14 protein-coding genes are annotated in these 17,256 nt (G+C 73.1%); 10 read left to right on the top strand and 4 right to left on the bottom strand.

All coding sequences use genetic code 11. From position 1 onward, the window contains the following. Positions 1-12 precede the first annotated feature (12 nt). The 3 genes from QBL25_RS14380 (at position 13) to QBL25_RS14370 (ending at position 4,951) form a co-directional block, all read left to right on the top strand. Complete coding sequence (locus tag QBL25_RS14380; protein WP_409057432.1) at positions 13-2,199, top strand: acyl-CoA dehydrogenase; 2,187 nt, start codon at positions 13-15, stop codon at positions 2,197-2,199. A gap of 12 nt (positions 2,200-2,211) precedes the next feature. Continuing rightward, a complete protein-coding gene (locus QBL25_RS14375) occupies positions 2,212-3,402 on the top strand; it encodes a lipid-transfer protein (RefSeq protein ID WP_409057431.1) in 1,191 nt (396 codons plus the stop codon). 103 nt (positions 3,403-3,505) lie between these two features. Next, on the top strand, positions 3,506-4,951 hold the full coding sequence (locus QBL25_RS14370; RefSeq protein ID WP_409057430.1) for an MFS transporter: 1,446 nt from the start codon (positions 3,506-3,508) through the stop codon (positions 4,949-4,951). 114 nt (positions 4,952-5,065) lie between these two features. Here the strand turns inward: QBL25_RS14370 and QBL25_RS14365 are convergent, their stop codons facing one another. Next, on the bottom strand, positions 5,066-5,671 hold the full coding sequence (locus QBL25_RS14365; protein ID WP_409057429.1) for a response regulator: 606 nt from the start codon (positions 5,669-5,671) through the stop codon (positions 5,066-5,068). Continuing rightward, on the bottom strand, positions 5,668-6,915 hold the full coding sequence (locus QBL25_RS14360) for a sensor histidine kinase (protein WP_409062648.1): 1,248 nt from the start codon (positions 6,913-6,915) through the stop codon (positions 5,668-5,670). Before QBL25_RS14360 ends, QBL25_RS14365 begins: the two co-directional genes overlap by 4 nt. A gap of 429 nt (positions 6,916-7,344) precedes the next feature. Between QBL25_RS14360 and QBL25_RS14355 the strand changes: the two genes are divergently transcribed. Genes QBL25_RS14355 through QBL25_RS14345 form a run of 3 tightly spaced genes read left to right on the top strand, consistent with a single transcriptional unit; the run spans position 7,345 to position 10,272 of the window. Next, positions 7,345-8,199, top strand: a complete 855-nt coding sequence (locus QBL25_RS14355) for a MaoC/PaaZ C-terminal domain-containing protein (RefSeq protein WP_409057428.1) — start codon at positions 7,345-7,347, stop codon at positions 8,197-8,199. Between the two features lie 25 nt (positions 8,200-8,224). Further along, complete coding sequence (locus QBL25_RS14350) at positions 8,225-9,301, top strand: Zn-dependent alcohol dehydrogenase (RefSeq protein ID WP_409057427.1); 1,077 nt, start codon at positions 8,225-8,227, stop codon at positions 9,299-9,301. A 17-nt stretch (positions 9,302-9,318) separates the two neighbouring features. Further along, a complete protein-coding gene (locus tag QBL25_RS14345; RefSeq protein ID WP_409057426.1) occupies positions 9,319-10,272 on the top strand; it encodes a 3-oxoacyl-ACP reductase in 954 nt (317 codons plus the stop codon). A 293-nt stretch (positions 10,273-10,565) separates the two neighbouring features. Here QBL25_RS14345 and QBL25_RS14340 read toward each other — a convergent pair whose 3' ends face one another. Further along, positions 10,566-11,666 (bottom strand): hypothetical protein, encoded by a 1,101-nt coding sequence (locus tag QBL25_RS14340; protein ID WP_409057425.1) that lies wholly within the window; start codon positions 11,664-11,666, stop codon positions 10,566-10,568. Between the two features lie 266 nt (positions 11,667-11,932). On the opposite strand from QBL25_RS14340, the gene QBL25_RS14335 reads away from it, so the two are divergent. From QBL25_RS14335 to QBL25_RS14320, 4 genes are all read left to right on the top strand, one after another. After that, the gene (locus tag QBL25_RS14335) at positions 11,933-12,973 is read left to right on the top strand and encodes an ABC transporter substrate-binding protein (protein WP_409062647.1); all 1,041 of its coding nucleotides are present in this window, start codon (positions 11,933-11,935) and stop codon (positions 12,971-12,973) included. Positions 12,974-13,142: 169 nt separating this feature from the next. After that, positions 13,143-13,994: a Nif3-like dinuclear metal center hexameric protein gene (locus QBL25_RS14330; RefSeq protein ID WP_409057424.1), complete on the top strand. Its 852-nt coding sequence runs from the start codon at positions 13,143-13,145 to the stop codon at positions 13,992-13,994. Beyond that, positions 13,991-14,734, top strand: coding sequence for a zinc ribbon domain-containing protein (locus tag QBL25_RS14325; RefSeq protein ID WP_409062646.1), 744 nt, complete (start codon positions 13,991-13,993; stop codon positions 14,732-14,734). The genes QBL25_RS14330 and QBL25_RS14325 overlap by 4 nt, the downstream gene beginning before the upstream one ends. 16 nt (positions 14,735-14,750) lie before the next feature. Next, entirely contained in the window at positions 14,751-16,109 is a 1,359-nt protein-coding gene (locus QBL25_RS14320) for a bifunctional RNase H/acid phosphatase (RefSeq protein WP_409062645.1), read from the top strand. Positions 16,110-16,601: 492 nt separating this feature from the next. Here QBL25_RS14320 and eda read toward each other — a convergent pair whose 3' ends face one another. Beyond that, positions 16,602-17,222: a bifunctional 4-hydroxy-2-oxoglutarate aldolase/2-dehydro-3-deoxy-phosphogluconate aldolase gene (eda, locus tag QBL25_RS14315; RefSeq protein WP_409057423.1), complete on the bottom strand. Its 621-nt coding sequence runs from the start codon at positions 17,220-17,222 to the stop codon at positions 16,602-16,604. Positions 17,223-17,256 lie beyond the last annotated feature (34 nt).

Here is a 17,256-nt window from a genome sequence, read left to right as displayed (position 1 = left end):
GCGAGGACGCGCATGGGCATCGGAATCACTCAGGAACAGCGGGAGTTGGCGTCGGCGGTGCGGGGCTGGATCGCCCGCGCGGTGCCGCCCGAGGAGATACGCAAACTGCTCGACGCCCCGCCGGCCGCGGGCGGCAGGCCCGCCCACTGGGACGGCCTCGCCGAGCAGGGGCTGCTCGCGGTGCACCTGCCCGAGGAGTGCGGCGGCGGGGGCGGCGACCTCGTGGACCTCGCCGTCGCCCTGGAAGAGGCCGGGCGGGCCGCGCTCCCCGGGCCGTATCTGGCGAGCTCCCTGGCCTCGGTCGTGCTGCACCGGGCGGGAGCCACCGGGCTCGCCGCCGACCTCGCGTCGGGGGCGCGCGTCGGCGCCGTCGCGCTCGGCGCGGGCACGGTGACCGCGGTGTCCGTGGCGGACGGCTGCCTCCTCGACGGCACCGCGCCGCCCGTGCTCTCCGGGGGCGACGCCGACCTGCTGATCCTGGCCGCCGGGTCCGCGCGCGGAACCCGGTGGCTGGCCGTCGACGCGGCCGAGCTCGCCGTGCGTACGCACGAGGGCGCGGACCCGACGCGGCCCACCGCCGACGTGACGGCCCAGGGGGTGGAGGTCCCGGCCGGGCGGGTGCTCGACGTCGACGCGGCGCTCGTGCGCGACCTGGCGTGCGTGCTGTACGCGGCGGACGCGTGCGGGGTCGCGGCCTGGGCCCTGGAGACCGCCGCCGCGCACGCGAAGGTGCGCGAGCAGTTCGGGCGGCCCATCGGGCAGTTCCAGGCGGTCAAACACGCTTGCGCGGACATGCTGGTGCGCCTGGAGCAGGCGCGGGCGCTGACCTGGGACGCGGCGCGGGCCGCGGACGACCCGTCGCCGGACGTGCGGGGCCTGGTCTCCGCACTCGCCGCCGGGTCCGCGCTGGACGCCGCGTACTCCTGCGCCAAGGACGCCATCCAGATCCTCGGCGGCATCGGCTTCACCTGGGAGCACGACGCCCATCTGTATCTGCGCAGGTCACTCGTGGCCCGCCAGCTCCTGGGCACCGGCGACGCGCACCGGCTGCGGGCGGTGCGGCTCGCGGAGGCCGGCGCCCGCCGCGAGCTGCGGACCGAGCTGCCCCCGGAGGCCGACGCCTACCGGGCGCGGGCCCGCGAGGCCATCGCCCCGATCCGCGGCCTCGACCCGGCCGCCGCCCGCACGGCCCTCGCGCCCACCGGCTACGCGGCGCCCCACCTGCCCGAGCCGTACGGCCTGGGCGCGGGCCCCGTCCAGCAGCTCGCCGTCCAGCAGGAGCTGGCGGCGGCCGGGGTGCGCGTCAGCGACCTGGGGATCGCCACCTGGGTGGTGCCCTCGCTCATCGCGTACGGGACGCGCGAGCAGCAGGAGCGGTTCCTGGCGCCCACCCTGCGGGGCGAGGTGCTGTGGTGCCAGCTGTTCAGCGAGCCCGAGGCCGGTTCGGACCTGGCGTCCCTGCGGACGCGGGCCGAGCGGGTCGAGGGCGGCTGGCGGATCAACGGCCAGAAGGTGTGGACGAGCGCGGCCCAGTGGGCCGACCACGGGATCCTGCTGGCCCGCACCGACCCCGACGCCCCCAAGCACAAGGGCCTGACGTACTTCCTCGTCGACATGAAGCGCGCCGCGGGCATCGACGTCCGCCCGCTCAAGGAGATCACCGGGGACTCCCTCTTCAACGAGGTCTACTTCGACGACGTCCTGCTGCCCGCCGACGCGGTCGTCGGCGAGGTGAACGACGGCTGGCGGGTCGCGCGCCACACGCTCGGCAACGAACGCGTCCACATGGCCGACCAGCTGACCTTCGACACCGGCCTGGAAGCGCTCATCGCCCGCGCCGACCAGCTCGACGGCGCCTGCCTCGCGCGCCTGGGCGCCCTGGCCGCCGAAGCCCACGCGCTGGCCTGCATCGGCCTGCGCACGACGATGCGGCAGGTGGCGGGGGCGGAACCGGGCGCCGGGGCCTCCGTCCGCAAGCTCGTGCAGACCCCGCACCAGCAGAAGGTCGCCGAGCTGGCCCTCGAACTGCTCGGCCCGGCGGGCGCGGTGCGCGAGGGCGCCGGGGAGCGGGCCCTGCACGGCTTTCTGATGTCGCGCTGCCTGACCATCGCGGGCGGGACCACGCAGGTGCAGCTCAACGTCGTCGCGGAGCGGCTCCTCGGCCTGCCGAGGGACCCCGAGCCGCACCCCACCATCTGAAGGAGACGGCTCGTGAAGGCATACATCGTCGGCGTCGGCATGACGAAGTTCGAGAAGCCCGAGACCCGGGACTGGCAGTACTGGGACATGGCGAAGGAGGCGGGCACCAAGGCCCTCGACGACGCCGGGATCGCCTACGAGCAGGTGGAGCAGGTCCCGGTCGGATACTGCTTCCAGGCCTCGACGGCGGGCCAGCGGGCCGTGTACGAACTGGGCCTGACCGGCGTCCCCGTCTACAACGTGAACAACAACTGCGCCACGGCGTCGACCGCGCTCATGATGGCCCGGCAGTTCGTCGAGGGCGGCCTCAACGACTGCGTGCTCGCGCTCGGCTTCGAGAAGATGGCGCGCGGCGCGCTCGGCGGCGGATCCGACGGAGGGGACTTCAAGACGTCCCCCGTCGCCCGGCACTACGGCGTGATGGCCGCCCGGCACGGCTTCGAGATGACCCCGCCCACCGCCCAGATCTTCGGCGACGCGGCGCGCGAGCACATGGAGAAGTACGGCACCACCGAGGCGCAGCTCGCGGCGGTGGGCGCGAAGAACCACCGGCACTCGGTGAACAATCCGTACGCCCAGTTCCAGGACGAGTACACCGTCGACGAGATCCTCGCCGCGAAGACCATCCACCGGCCGCTCACCAAGCTCCAGTGCTCGCCGACGTCGGACGGTTCGGCCGCCGCCGTGGTCGTGTCGGAGCGGTTCGTCGAGCGGCACGGCCTCCAGGAGCGGGCCGTGGAGATCGCCGCGCAGGCGATGACCACGGACACGGAGGAGTCCTTCGCCTCCGGCTCGTGCATCGACGTCGTGGGGCAGCCGATGTCACGGGCCGCCGCACGGCAGGTGTTCGAGACGTCGGGCCTGGGCATCGAGGACGTCGACGTCGTCGAGCTGCACGACTGCTTCTCCGTCAACGAACTCCTCACCTACGAGGCCCTCGGCATGTGCGCGGCGGGGGAGTCCGGAAAGCTCGTCGAGAGCGGCGCCACGACGTACGGCGGGCGGTGGGTGGTGAACCCCTCGGGCGGCCTGATCTCCAAGGGACATCCGCTCGGCGCCACGGGAATCGCCCAAGTGGCGGAACTCACATGGCAGTTGCGGGGCCAGGCGGACGCCAGGCAGGTGGCGGGGGCGCGAGTGGGCCTCGCGCACAACATCGGCCTGGGCGGGGCTGCGGTGGTGACACTGCTGCGCAAGGACTGACCCCGGGGACGGACGAGGTCCCGGAGACCTAGGACGCACGACCGAGGCCCCCTGCGCCGAAACCCCGATGCAGGGGGCATCCGGTCCTGAGAGCATGACCGTCATGGTCCAAACGCCCCCTGACACTTACATAGCCGCGCCGCGGAAGTCCGCACCCCTGTGGGCGGTGCTCCTGGCCGCCTGCGCCGGGCAGTTCCTGGTCGTCCTGGACGTGTCGGTGGTGAACACCGCGCTGCCGTCCATGCGCTCCGACCTGGGCATGAGCGCCGTCGGGCTGCAATGGGTGGTCAACGCCTACTCGATCACCTTCGCGGGCTTCATGCTGCTCGGCGGGCGGGCCGGGGACCTCTTCGGGCGCAAGCGGATGTTCCTCGTGGGGCTCGGCCTCTTCACGGTGGCCTCGCTCGCGGGCGGCCTCGCCCAGGACGACTGGCAGCTCCTCGTGGCGCGGGCCGTGCAGGGCCTGGGGGCGGCGGTCCTCGCGCCGTCCACGCTGACGATCCTCACCTCGGCGGTGCCCGAGGGGCCCGCGCGGATCCGGGCCATCGGGACCTGGTCGGCGGTGGGCGCGGGCGGCGGCGCCGCGGGCGGCCTGGTCGGCGGGGTCCTCACCGACCTGCTCTCCTGGCGCTGGGTGCTCCTGATCAACGTGCCGATCGGCGCCCTCGTCATCGTCGCGGGCATCGCCTGGCTCACCGAGAGCCGGGCCGGCGAGGCCCGCCGCCTCGACGTGCCGGGCGCGGTCCTCGTCACGGCGGGGCTCGCCACGCTGGCGTACGGGATCGTGCAGACCGAGGAGAAGGGCTGGACGGCCGCGGCGACCCTGGTCCCGCTGGCGGCGGGCCTGGTGCTGCTCGCCCTCTTCGTCCTCGTCGAGGCGCGCGCGAAGGTTCCGCTGATGCCGCTGAAGCTGTTCCGGGTGCGGTCCGTCTCGGCGGCCAACGCGGCGATGTTCGTGTGCGGCGCCGGCATGTTCGCCATGTGGTTCTTCATGACGCTGTACGCGCAGAACGTCCTCGGCTACTCGGCGCTGGAGGCGGGCCTGGCCCTGATCCCCTCGTCGCTGACGATCGTCTTCGGCTCGAAGCTCGCGCCGCGCCTGATGCCGGTGCTCGGGGCCAAGAACGTCTCCCTGCTCGGGATCGTCGTGGCGGCGGCCGGCTTCGGCTGGCAGTCCACGATGACCGCCGACGGCGACTACGTCACCTCGATCATGCTGCCCGGCATCGTGATGATGTTCGGCGCGGGCCTCGCCGCGACCCCGCTGGCCTCCCTCGGCACGTCCGGGGCCGACCCGGGCGACGCGGGCCTGGTCTCCGGGCTCATCAACACCTCGCGCACGATGGGCGGCGCGCTGGGGCTCGCGGTGCTCTCGACGGTCTCCGCGTCGCGGATGGGCGGCTCGACGACTCCGGAGGCGCTGACGGCCGGGTACGCGATGGCGTTCCGGACCAGTGGGTGCATCTTGCTGGCGGGGGTGCTGGTGCTGCTGCTGTGGATGCCCGGTGAGAAGAAGGAGAGCAGGGCGGAGGAGGCGGAGAAGGTCTAGAGGGGCCGGAAGGGGCTGGCGGCGGAAGGGGCTGGAGGCGGAAGGGACTGGACGGGGAAGGGACTGGACGCGAAGGGGGCTGGACGCGGAAAAGGCTGGACGCGGCCGGTGGGCCTACAGCCACCCCCGCTGTCTCGCCTCCCGCACCGCCTCCATGCGGTTCCGTGTCCCCGTCTTCCCGATCGCCGCCGAGAGGTAGTTGCGCACCGTCGACTCCGACAGGTGCAGCTTTCCGGCGATGTCCGCGACCGTCGCCCCGTCCACCGAAGCCTTCAGGACGTCGGCCTCACGGCCGGTCAGCGGGCTCGGCCCCGCGCTGAGGGCGGCCGCCGCCAGCGCGGGGTCGATCACCGTCTCGCCCCGCAGCACCTGCCGGATCGCCTCGGCGAGGTCCTCCACCGGGCCGTCCTTGACCAGGAAGCCCACCGCGCCCGCCTCCATGGCCCGGCGCAGATAACCGGGCCTGCCGAAGGTCGTGAGGATGAGGACCCGGCACTCGGGGCACTCCTCGCGCAGGTCCGCCGCCGCCTCCAGACCGCTGCGGCCCGGCAGCTCGATGTCCAGGAGCGCCACGTCGGGGCGGGCGTTCAGCGCCGCGTCCACGATCTCGTCGCCCGCGCCGACCTGCGCGACGACCTCGATGTCCTTCTCCATCCCGAGCAGCAGCGCGAGCGCGCCCCGCATCATGCCCTGATCCTCGGCGAGCAGGACTCTGATCATGGGATGCGCTCCTCCAGGACGGGGCCGGGACCCGAGCCGGTGCCCGGCTCGGTGACCGGCAGCTCCGCCGCGACCCGGAAACCGCCGCGCGGCGCGGGGCCGGACTCCAGAAAGCCGCCCGCCGCCGCCAGGCGCTCGGCCAGGCCCGTCAGCCCGCTGCCGGGCGGTGCCGAGCCTACGCCGCGGCCGTCGTCGGTGATCAGCAAGCGGGTCCGTTCGGCGGTGCCCGCCACCTCGATCTCACAGCGGGTCGCCCCGGAGTGGCGTACGACGTTGGTGGCCGACTCCCGCACCACCCAGCCGAGCAGCGCGGCCGTCTGCGGGGCCAGCGGCGGCCCCGACTGGCGCACGAGCGCCTCGATGCCCGCCGCGTCCAGGAGGTCGCGGGCCCGGTCCAGCTCCGTGGCCAGGCTGCCCTCGCGGTAGCCGGTGACCGCCTCGCGGATCTCGGTCAAGGCCTGCCGGCCCACGGACTCGATGTCGGCGACCTGGCCGAGCGCCGCGTCCAGGTCGCGGGGGGCGAGCCTGCGCGTCGCCTCCGCCTTCACGACGATCACCGAGAGCGTGTGGCCGAGCAGGTCGTGCAGGTCCCGCGAGAAGCGCAGCCGCTCCTTCTCCACGGCGCTGCGGGCCAGCTCCTCGCGGGTGGAGCGCAGTTCCTTCACCGTCTCGGAGAGGGCCAGGATCGCCGCCGTCACCATGACGGAGAGGAACGTGCCGTACGCGATGCCCGCAGCGTCCCAGCCCTCCTTCAGGCCGCCGACGATCGCCGCCGAGACGCTCAGGGCGAACCCGGCGGGGATGAGCTGCTTGCCGCGCAGCACCGCGCCGGTGGCGAGGCCGAGCAGCGGGAAGAACATCAGCCAGCTGTCGCCGTAGCCGATGGCCAGGGCGAAGGTGACCGCGGTGAGCGCGAGCAGCGAGCGCCTGGTGACGCGTGCCTCCCGCGCCTGCCGGGTGAAGGCGCGGAACACCACGTTGATGTAGAGGGAGTTGAAGACCAGCAGGCCCAGGCCCGCGAGCCACGGGTTGCCCGTCTTGCCCTGGAGGAGGTTGGAGAACGAGCCCATGCCCATCAGGAGCCAGGGCAGCATCGCGAAGCCGTTGGGCGGGCCCAGGTCCTCGGGCCTGCTCCGCGCTGACCTCTCCTTCGCCCGCATCTCGGCGAGCTGGTCCCTGCTGGTGCGTGACCAGCCCGCGAGCCGGACGTTCCGCCGCCAGAAGTCCTGCACCGACGTCTTCATCGGCCCCGCCTCTCCCGTCGTCCCGTCGTCTCGTCGAGCCCCGTCGGTTCCGTCGGCGCCGTCGCCGTCGCCGTCGGCGGCACGGAGCGGGCCGGAGGCCCTGTCCACGGAAGTAAACGTCACGGCCCGCTCGGCGGGAGCTGTCTTCGTCATGGCTTTGACCGTACGAACACGGCCCCGTACGGCGGCAGATGTGGTTGTACGGACTCGGCCGGTACAAATGTCACACGGCCGGCCGGAGGCGCCGCCGGGCATATCTGACGTGACGTCAGGAGTCTTCACAACTCCCGGGCGCTCGGCTATACATGGGATCGCCGGACTGGAACGCGTTCTAGAACGGGCTCCTCCGGCCCTGTTGCGACCTCGGTGCGACCGACGGTGCGGACGGCCGCGCCGAGGTCTTCAGACCGGCCAAGGAGCTGCCACCCCATGCCCATCGATGCCGCGAAAGCACTGGCCGCGGAGCCCAGGTCGGCCGAGATCGCCTGGGATCACAAGGACATCCAGCTCTACCACCTGGGCCTCGGCGCGGGCGTCCCCGCCACCGACCCCGACGAACTGCGCTACACCCTGGAGTCCAAGCTGCACGTCCTGCCCAGCTTCGCGACCGTCGCGGGCGCCGGCATGGGCGTCGTCGGCGGCCTCTCGGCCCCGGGCATCGAGGTGAACCTCGCCGCGGTCCTGCACGGCGGCCAGAGCATCACGCTGCACCGCCCGATCCCGGTCAAGGGCGCGGCCGTCACCACCTCCAAGGTCGCCGCGGTGTACGACAAGGGCAAGGCGGCGATCCTCGTCCTGCGCAGCGAAGTGGCCGACGCCGAAGGCCCGTTGTGGACCAGCGACGCCCAGATCTTCGTACGCGGCGAAGGCGGATTCGGCGGCGAACGCGGCCCCTCCACCCGCCTCCCGGCCCCCGAGGGCGAGCCCGACAAGACCGTCGAGCGCCCCGTCCGCGAGGAGCAGGCGCTGCTCTACCGCCTCTCCGGGGACTGGAACCCCCTGCACGCCGACCCCGAGTTCGCCAAGCTCGCGGGCTTCGACCGCCCCATCCTGCACGGCCTGTGCACCTACGGGATGACGCTCAAGGCGGTCGTCGACACGGTGCTCGGCGGCGACGTCTCGCGCGTGCGGGGCTACAGCACGCGCTTCACCGGGATCGTCTTCCCCGGGGAGACCCTGCGGATCCGGATGTGGCGCTCCGAGGGCCGGGTCCACGTGGCGGTGACGGCGGTCGAACGGGACGACGCGCCGGTCCTCGCCGACACGATCGTCGAACACGCCTGAATCTTCGTCCGAGGGGAGCCGCACCATGCGCGCAGCCGTACTGCACGAGATAGGCCAGGACAAACTGGAGGTGCTCGACGACGTCGAGACGGTGGGCTTCGGCCCGGGCAAGGTGAAGATCCGGATACGGGCCACCGGCCTGTGCCACTCCGACGTCTCCGCGATGAACGGCGTGCTGCCGCAGCCCGCGCCCTTCATCCCCGGCCACGAGGGCGCGGGCGAGATCGTCGACGTCGGCGACGGCGTGAGCGGCGTCGGCCAGGGCGACCGGGTCCTGGTCTGCTGGCTGCCCGCCTGCGGCCAGTGTCCGGCGTGCAAGCGCGGCCAGAGCCAGCTGTGCCTGGCCGGGTTCATGAACGCGGGCACCCCCAACTTCAAGCGCCCCGGCGGCGACGTCTTCGGCTTCGCGGGCACGGGCACGTTCACCGAGGAGGTCGTGGTCGACGCGGGCTGCGCCGTGCCGATCCCGGACGACGTGCCCTTCGACATCGCGGCCCTGATCGGCTGCGGAGTGACGACCGGGCTCGGCGCGGCCATCAACACCGCCGACGTGAAGGCCGGTTCGTCGGTCGCCGTCATCGGCTGCGGCGGCGTCGGCATCTCCGCGATCCAGGGCGCCCGGCTCAAGGGAGCGGCGCAGATCATCGCCGTCGACCCGGTGGCGTCGCGGCGCGAGGCCGCGCTGCGGTTCGGCGCGACGGAGGCGGTCTCCCCGGACGAACTCGCCGACGCCAAGCAGCGGGTGACCGCCGGCGAGGGCTTCGACTACGTCTTCGAGGTCGTCGGCAAGTCCGCCACCGCACGCACCGCGTACGAGACGACACGGCGCGGCGGCACGCTCGTCATCGTCGGCGCGGGCGCCATGGACGACAACCTCCAGCTGAACATGTTCGAGCTGTTCTTCGACGAGAAGAAGATCCTGCCGTCCATGTACGGCGGCGGCGACGTCCTCCAGTCGTACGAGCGGGCCATCGCGCTGTGGCGCGCGGGCCGGATCGACCTGGAGAGCCTCATCACCCACCGGGTGCCGCTCTCCGAGATCAACGAAGCGCTTGACCAGATGCGTACGGGCGTCGCGCTGCGTACGTGCATCGAGATCTGAGAGGACTTCGATCCCTGATGGCACAGCCATTGCCACGGCCACTGGACGGGTTGGCCGCGATCGTGACAGGAGCGGGCCGCGGTCTGGGGCGTGCGGAAGCCCTGGAACTCGCCCGGCTCGGCGCGAGCGTCGTCGTCAACGACTTCGGCCGGCCGGGCCGCGACGGCTCGGGCGAGGCGTCGGCGACGCCCGCCGAGGAGGTCGTGGCCGAGATCCGGGCGGCGGGCGGGCAGGCGGTCGCGCACCTGGGTGACGTCGCGGACCACGAACAGGCGCGCGGTCTCGTCCAGTTGGCGATCGACACGTACGGCAAGCTCGACGTCCTGGTGAACAACGCGGGGATCCTGCGCGACCGGATGATCTTCTCGATGAGCGAGAGCGAGTGGGACTCGGTCATCCACGTCCACCTCAAGGGCCACTTCAACACGTCGCACTTCGCGGCCGTGCACTGGCGCGAGCGGTCCAAGGCGGCGGGCGGTCCGGTCTACGGCCGGATCGTCAACACCTCGTCCGAGGCGTTCCTCGCGGGCTCGGCGGGCCAGCCGAACTACGCGGCGGCCAAGGGCGGCATCGTCGGCCTGACGACGTCGAGCGCGCTGGCCCTCGGCAAGTACGGCGTGACGGCCAACGTCATCTGCCCCCGGGCGCGGACCCGGATGACGGAGGACGTCTTCGCGGGCTACCAGGAGCCGGGCGCGGGCGAGCTGGACGCGCTCGCCCCCGAGCATGTGGCGCCGCTGGTCGGCTACCTGGCGTCACCCGCGGCGGCCGGGGTCAACGGCCAGCTCCTCGTGGTCCACGGCGGCATGGTGGCCGTGGTCGAACGTCCCAAGGTGGCGGCGAAGTTCGACACCGCGAAGGACGTCTTCACGTACGAGGAACTGGACGAGGCCCTGACGCCCTATTACGCGGGGCGGCCGGACGGGGAGACGTTCGCCGCGTCCGAGGTGCTCGGCCTGAAGCGGGGCTGAACCACGCCGGAAACGGCACACGCCGGGCGGGCCGGAAACATCCGGCCCGCCCGGCGTGTGCGCGAGATCCCGGTGGAGCCGGGGCCTACTTCTCGCCCTGGCGGCGGTGCCGCCCCCGCGGCGCCGCGCCCCCGTCGTGTTCGGCCACAGGCCCCCGGTGCTTGCCCGCACCGGAAGTGCCCGCCGCCTCCCGCGGCTCGGGATTCCGCTCGGATTCCGTACTGATCTCGGTCCTCATCAACACACTCACCCCGTAAACCGGTAAAGAAGATCGTTCGTACAGCCGGGCGAGTCTAACCAACGCTCGCGCGCCCGCCGAGGGGTGCCTGCTGCAACGGAACGGGCCGTGCGGCGACCGGTGCGGGCGCCGCCGCCGGAGCCAGCGGTTCCACCTCCGCGACCCCGCACGCGACCGCCTCCGTCACATACGGCAGACGCAGCCCGCCCTCCCGCGTCCACCACCCCGCACCGGCCAACCACCCCTCCGGGGCCGCGAGTTGATGCAGCCGGCGCTCGGCGGGCCGCCACAGGCCCAGCCAGGTCCCGGCCGCCCCGTCGATCCGCAGCGCCACCGCGCAGCTCTCCGGCGTCAGCGTCTGGCCGGGCTGGACGGCGAACGGCGTCACCGCGAGGTCGGGCAGCCGCAGGCACTCGGGGAAGCGCACCGGGCGCGTCCCGCCGAGGACCCCCCAGCCGAGCCTGTCGTGGCCCGGCGCGTCCGAGCGGATCAGGAGCAGCCCGCTGTCGGCGTCCGCGAGCAGCAGCCGGTCGTCGCTGTCGTCGGCGATCTGGAGGAGGGGGGACACCTCACCGCCCCGCCCCAGGTCGACCGCCACCGCCTTGACCCTGCCGTCAAGCTCCCGGTCCAGGGCCAGCATCCGGGCCTCGCCGTCCAGCCATACCCCGCCGGAACAGCGGCCGGGGATCTCCGCGACGTGCTCGGGGCCGAAGGCGCCGCCCGCCACCAGCCACAGGGCGGTCGACGCGGCGCCGACCGCGAGGGCGTACGCGTGGTGGCCGACCGGGGACGGCGGCAGCAGCGTCAGCCGGGATCCTGCGCACTCCACGGCGCCGAGCGGCACCTCACCGGTCCCCGGGCCCGTCGGGTACAGGAGCGTGAAGGCGTGCCGGCCGTCGACGACGCGGTGGATCAGGACCCGTCCGTCGGCCATCGGGAGCACTTCGGTGCCGGGCTCCTCGGGCTGGTCGCCGGGCAGCGGCACCGCGTACGGCTCGGGGGAGTCGAGGGTCCAGCGCTCGGGGAACCAGGAGTCGCCCTTGAGGGCGAGACGGGCGGCGTACGCGCCGTCGGCGGTTATCACCGGGGGTGGCGCGGGCGTCGGGGGAGACGTCGGCGCGGTCATGGGCTCGGGCTCAAGCGTGGGCGCTGTCATGGGGGAACCTCCGGGCCCCGAAGCTAGTTTTCGTACGCACTGCCGTGGCACCCGTGGCCACCCGCTTCACACAGAAGGGTGGCGATGTACCGATTCGCCTGAGGGGGCGGGGGTGGGTGTGCTGGGCGGGAAGGGCGCGCTTAGGGTAAGGCGAACCTAAGTGGTTCCCCGGCGGTCCGGACGAGCGGTGCATCGACTCGGGCGGCAGACCGGGCAGCGCACCCCCTGGAGTCCCGATGTCCCCGTCCGTACGGCCCGCACGACCCATGAGCCCCCGCCGCCACCGTGCCACCGCCGCCCTCGCGCTCGCCGTGGCCGGCGCGCTCTCCCTCGCGGCCTGCGGGTCCGGTGACGACGCGGCCAAGGACGACGGCAGCGGCAGCAAGGCCGTGGCCCAGGGCGGCGACGACTTCGCGAAGGCCGCAGAGCAGACCGCGAAGATGGGCACGACGGCGAAGCCGGGCGAGTTCCCGCGCACCCTCACCCACGCCCGCGGCAAGACCGAGCTGAAGGCGCAGCCCAAGCGGGTCGTGGTTCTGGACGTCGGCGAGCTCGACAACGTCGTCTCGCTCGGCGTCAAGCCCGTCGGCTACGCCCCCACCGAGGGCGACGACGGCATCCCCGGCTACCTCAAGAAGGACGCGGGCAACCCCAAGGACGTGGGCACGATCAACGCCCTCAACCTGGAGGCCATCGCGAACCTCAAGCCCGACCTGATCCTCGGCAGCGAGCTGCGCGCCGCCAAGCTCTACCCGCAGCTCTCCAAGATCGCCCCGACGGTCTTCTCCATCCGCCCCGGCTTCACGTGGAAGGAGAACTACCTCCTGAACGCGGCGGCGCTCGACAAGACCGCCCTGGCGAAGGAGGAGCTCGCCGCGTACGAGAAGAAGGCGAAGGCCCTCGGCCGGGAGATCGCTGCATCCGACGGCGGCAAGAAGCCCACGATCACGATGCTCCGCTACATGCCGGACCGCGTACGCCTGTACGCGAAGGCGTCCTTCATCGGCACGATCCTGGACGACACCGGCCTGCCCCGCCCCAAGAACCAGCAGGTCAACGACCTCGCCACGGAGATCAGCACCGAGAAGATCGACGAGGCCGACGCCGACTGGATCTTCACCGGCGTCTACGGCGACGCGAAGAAGACGGGCCGCTCCGAGGCCGAGAAGAACCCCCTGTGGAAGAAGCTCGACGCGGTCAAGGCCGGCCGGGCCGAGGACGTCCCGGACGAGACCTGGTACCTGGGCCTCGGCGTGACGGCGGCCGACGAGGTCCTCGGCGACCTCAAGGGCTTCCTCGTCAAGTAGCACGCGGCGAGTGCCCGGCCGGTGCGGGGCGGGTGCGCGGCCGACGGGCGGCGGGTGTGCGGCCGGTGCGTGATGGGCGTGCGGTCGGGCAGGTGCGGCCCCGCGCACTGCCGGTGGCAGTGCGTAAGCCATGGCCGGCGGGGCACGGAGGGCAGGTAGCCTTTCCTCTGTGCCCCGTCTGTCTGAAGTCATCGCCGCCCTCGACGCCCTGTGGCCCGCCGAACTGGCCGAGAGCTGGGATGCGGTCGGCACCGTCTGCGGCGACCCCGAAGCGGAGATCTCCCGGGTCCTCTTCGCCGTCGACCCCGTCCAGGACATCGTCGACGAAGCCGTGAAACTGGGGGCCCAGCTCCTGGTCACGCACCACCCGCTCTACCTGCGCGGCACGACGACGGTCTCGGCCGGCACCTTCAAGGGCCGCGTCGTCCACGACCTCATCAAGAACGACGTGGCGCTGCACGTAGCGCACACGAACGCGGACCGCGCCGACCCCGGCGTCTCGGACGCCCTCGCGGGCGCCCTCGACCTGCGGGTCGTCCGCCCCCTCGTACCGGACCCCGCCGACAAGGACGGCCACCGCGGCCTCGGCCGGATCTGCGAGCTCGACCACCCCCTGACGCTCGCCGAGCTGGCCGCCCGCGCGGCCGAGCGGCTACCCGCCACCGCGCAGGGCATCCGGGTCGCGGGCGACCCCGAGCAGCTCATCCGCACCCTCGCGGTCAGCGGCGGATCGGGCGACGGCCTCTTCGACGACGTCCGCGCGGCGGGCGTGGACGCCTTCCTCACCGCGGACCTGCGCCACCACCCGGTCTCGGAGGCCCGCGCCCGGACCCCCCTCGCGCTGCTCGACGCCGCGCACTGGGCCACCGAGTGGCCGTGGTGCGAACTGGCCGCCGCACAGCTCGATCAGATCTCCGACCGTCACGGATGGGGACTGCGCGTCCACGTCTCCAAGACGGTCACCGACCCCTGGACCGCCCACGCGGCCTCGAATACCCACACCACAGGAGCCCCCAACTGAACGCCGCGCCCGCCGACCAGATCCGACTCCTCGACGTCCAGGCACTCGACGTACGCCTCCAGCAGCTGGCGCACCGGAAGAAGTCCCTGCCCGAGCACGCCGAGATCGAGTCGCTGAACAAGGACATCGCGCAGCTGCGCGACCTGCTCGTCGCCTCGACGACCGAGGAGAGCGACTGCGCCCGCGAGCAGACCAAGGCGGAGCAGGACGTCGACCAGGTGCGCCAGCGCGCCAACCGCGACCAGCAGCGCCTCGACTCCGGCGCCGTGACCTCCCCCAAGGACCTGGAGAACCTCCAGCGCGAGATCGCCTCGCTCGCCAAGCGCCAGGGTGACCTGGAGGACGTCGTCCTTGAGGTCATGGAGCGCCGCGAGTCCGCCCAGGAGCGCGTCGCCGAGCTGACGGAACGTGTCTCCTCAGTCCAGGCGAAGATCGACGACGCGACGGCCCGCCGTGACGCGGCCTTCGAGGAGATCGACGGCGAGTCCGCCACGGTCACCAAGGAGCGCGAGGTCGTGGCCGGTTCGGTCCCGGCCGACCTGCTCAAGCTGTACGACAAGCTCCGCGTGCAGCAGGGCGGCGTCGGCGCGGCCAAGCTCTACCAGCGCCGCTGCGAGGGCTGCCGCCTGGAGCTGAACATCACCGAGGTGAACGAAGTGAAGGCCGCGTCCCCGGACACGGTCCTGCGGTGCGAGAACTGCCGCCGGATCCTGGTCCGCACCTCCGAGTCGGGTCTGTAGGGGACTGACTGTGGCGGTGCGGGAGTTCATCGTCGAGGCCGACGGCGGGTCGCGGGGCAACCCGGGACCCGCGGGCTACGGCGCGGTCGTCATCGACGCGGCCACCGGGGAGACCCTGCGGGAAGCCGCGGAGTACATCGGCGTCGCGACGAACAATGTCGCCGAGTACAAGGGTCTCGTGGCCGGCCTGAAGGCTGCGTACGAGCTCGACCCGGCCGCCTCGGTCCATGTCCGGATGGACTCCAAGCTCGTCGTCGAGCAGATGTCGGGCCGCTGGAAGATCAAGCACCCGGACATGAAGCCGCTCGCCGCCGAGGCCGCGCGGGTCTTCCCCGCATCCCAGGTGACGTACGAGTGGATCCCGCGCGAGAAGAACAAGCACGCGGACCGGCTCGCCAACGAGGCGATGGACGCGGGCAAGCAGGGCAAGCGGTGGGAGGCGTCGGACTCGACGGCGGAACTGGACGCGCGAGCCGCACGCTCGGCCGCCGCGGAGCCGTCCGGTCCGCCGGGTGACGCGGCCGCCGGCGCGGCGAGGGCGCGGGCGGCGCTGGCGGGGACGGATGCGGGTGCGGGGCTGACGGGGACGGATGCGCGGGCTGCGGGGAACGTGGCGGCTGCGGCTTCGGCTTCGGCCCCGGCGGTCACTGCGGCTCCCGTGGCCACGGCGGGCACTGTTGCCCCTGCGGCTTCCGCCCTCGTGCAGGGGCAGGCTGTTGTCCCTACGGTCGGCTGGGCGGCGCCCGCTGACCTGGGCGCGCCCGCGACCTTCGTGCTGCTGCGGCACGGGGAGACCCCGCTGACGCCCCAGAAGCGGTTCTCGGGCAGCGGCGGGACCGACCCGTCCCTCTCCGAGGTGGGGCGGGAGCAGGCCGAGCGCGCGGCGGCGGCGTTCGCCGCGCGGGGCACGATCCAGGCGATCGTCTCCTCGCCCCTGAAGCGCTGCCAGGAGACCGCGCAGGCGGTGGCGGCCCGCCTCGGCCTCGACGTCCGCGTCGACGAGGGGCTGCGCGAGACGGACTTCGGGGCATGGGAGGGCCTCACCTTCGGCGAGGTGCGGTCGCGCCGCCCCGAGGAGCTGAACGCATGGCTGGCCTCGCCCGAGGTGGCGTCGCCCGGAGGGGAGTCCTTCGCCTCGGTGGCTCAGCGGGTGTCGGCGGCCCGAGACCGCCTGACAGCGGAGTACGCGGGCCGCACGGTACTCCTGGTCACCCACGTCACCCCGATCAAGACCCTGGTCCGCCTGGCCCTGGGCGCACCTCCGGAGTCCCTGTTCCGCATGGAACTCTCGGCGGCGTCGGTATCGGCGGTGGCGTACTACGCCGACGGCAACGCCTCGGTCCGCCTACTGAACGACACGTCGCACCTGCGGTAGGGCTGGGGGGCCGCCTGGGCGACGTCGTTTTCCCTGCGGGCGAGTGGGGGCCGACCGCGCAGTTCCCCGCGCCCCTGCGGGGCGCGGCGGTGGTGTACGGGGGTCGGGCCCCGTAGGGGCGCGGGGAACGGCGCGCTCAGCGACGACGTACGCGCGGTGGTGTACGGGGGTCGGGCCCCGTAGGGGCGCGGGGAACGGCGCGCTGAGCCACGACGTACGCGCGGTGGTGTACGGGGGTCGGGCCCCGTAGGGGCGCGGGGAACGGCGCGCTGAGCCACGACGTACGCGCGGTGGTGTACGAGGGTCGGCCCCGTAGGGGCGCGAGGAACGGCGCGCTCAGCCATGAGGGACGCGCAGAAGAGTGCCGACCTCAGCCCCCGAAGGGGCGCGGGGAACTGCGCGACCAGCCCCCACACACCCGCACCCGCACCCGCACCCGCACCCGCACCCGCATCCGAAGCCGCACAGCCCCCCAAGGCCAGGGCCCAAGGCCTAGCGAAGAGCCGCCGCCTCGCGGGCCAACGCCTCGACCCGCCCCCAGTCCTTCGCCGCCACGGCCCCCGCAGGCAGCATCCAAGTCCCGCCCACACACCCCACGTTCTTCAGCGCGAGATACGACGGCGCCGAGCCCAGCCCGATCCCGCCCGTGGGGCAGAAACGGGCCTGCGGCAGCGGCCCGCCGAGCGACTTGAGATAGGCGGTGCCACCGGCGGCCTCCGCCGGGAAGAACTTCATCTCGCGCACCCCCCGCTCCAGCAGCGCCACAACCTCGGACGTCGTGGAGACCCCCGGCAGGAACGGCACCCCGGACGCCTTCATGGCGGCCAGCAGCGTGTCGGTCCACCCCGGGCTCACCAGGAAACGGGCCCCCGCGTCCACGGACTCCGCGACGCCCTGGGGCGAGATCACCGTGCCCGCGCCGACCACCGCACCCGGCACCTCCGCCGCGATCGCCCGGATCGCGTCGAGCGCGACCGGCGTCCGCAGCGTCACCTCGATCGCGGGCAGCCCGCCCGCGACCAGCGCCCGCGCCAGCGGTACGGCGTCGGCGAGGTCCTCCACGACGACGACGGGAACGACGGGGGCGAGATCGAGCACGGAGGGGGAAGTCATGGGTGCATCCTGCCTCGCCCCAAGCAGCATGCGC

Origin of the sequence: Streptomyces sp. SYP-A7185 (assembly GCF_046103685.1) — a bacterium.
GTDB lineage: Bacteria > Actinomycetota > Actinomycetes > Streptomycetales > Streptomycetaceae > Streptomyces.
The sequence above is the reverse complement of the archived record's forward strand: the minus strand, read 5'-3'. Positions and strand labels throughout refer to the sequence as shown.

Excerpts from the sequence above, each read along its gene's own strand:
- QBL25_RS14360 (WP_409062648.1), bottom strand. The coding sequence starts at position 6,915 with ATGAAGACGTCGGTGCAGGACTTCTGGCGGCGGAACGTCCGGCTCGCG.
- eda (WP_409057423.1), bottom strand. The coding sequence starts at position 17,222 with ATGACTTCCCCCTCCGTGCTCGATCTCGCCCCCGTCGTTCCCGTCGTC.
- QBL25_RS14355 (WP_409057428.1), top strand. The coding sequence starts at position 7,345 with ATGCCCATCGATGCCGCGAAAGCACTGGCCGCGGAGCCCAGGTCGGCC.
- QBL25_RS14365 (WP_409057429.1), bottom strand. The coding sequence starts at position 5,671 with ATGATCAGAGTCCTGCTCGCCGAGGATCAGGGCATGATGCGGGGCGCG.
- QBL25_RS14345 (WP_409057426.1), top strand. The coding sequence starts at position 9,319 with ATGGCACAGCCATTGCCACGGCCACTGGACGGGTTGGCCGCGATCGTG.
- QBL25_RS14340 (WP_409057425.1), bottom strand. The coding sequence starts at position 11,666 with ATGACAGCGCCCACGCTTGAGCCCGAGCCCATGACCGCGCCGACGTCT.
- QBL25_RS14335 (WP_409062647.1), top strand. The coding sequence starts at position 11,933 with ATGAGCCCCCGCCGCCACCGTGCCACCGCCGCCCTCGCGCTCGCCGTG.
- QBL25_RS14370 (WP_409057430.1), top strand. The coding sequence starts at position 3,506 with ATGGTCCAAACGCCCCCTGACACTTACATAGCCGCGCCGCGGAAGTCC.
- QBL25_RS14380 (WP_409057432.1), top strand. The coding sequence starts at position 13 with ATGGGCATCGGAATCACTCAGGAACAGCGGGAGTTGGCGTCGGCGGTG.
- QBL25_RS14350 (WP_409057427.1), top strand. The coding sequence starts at position 8,225 with ATGCGCGCAGCCGTACTGCACGAGATAGGCCAGGACAAACTGGAGGTG.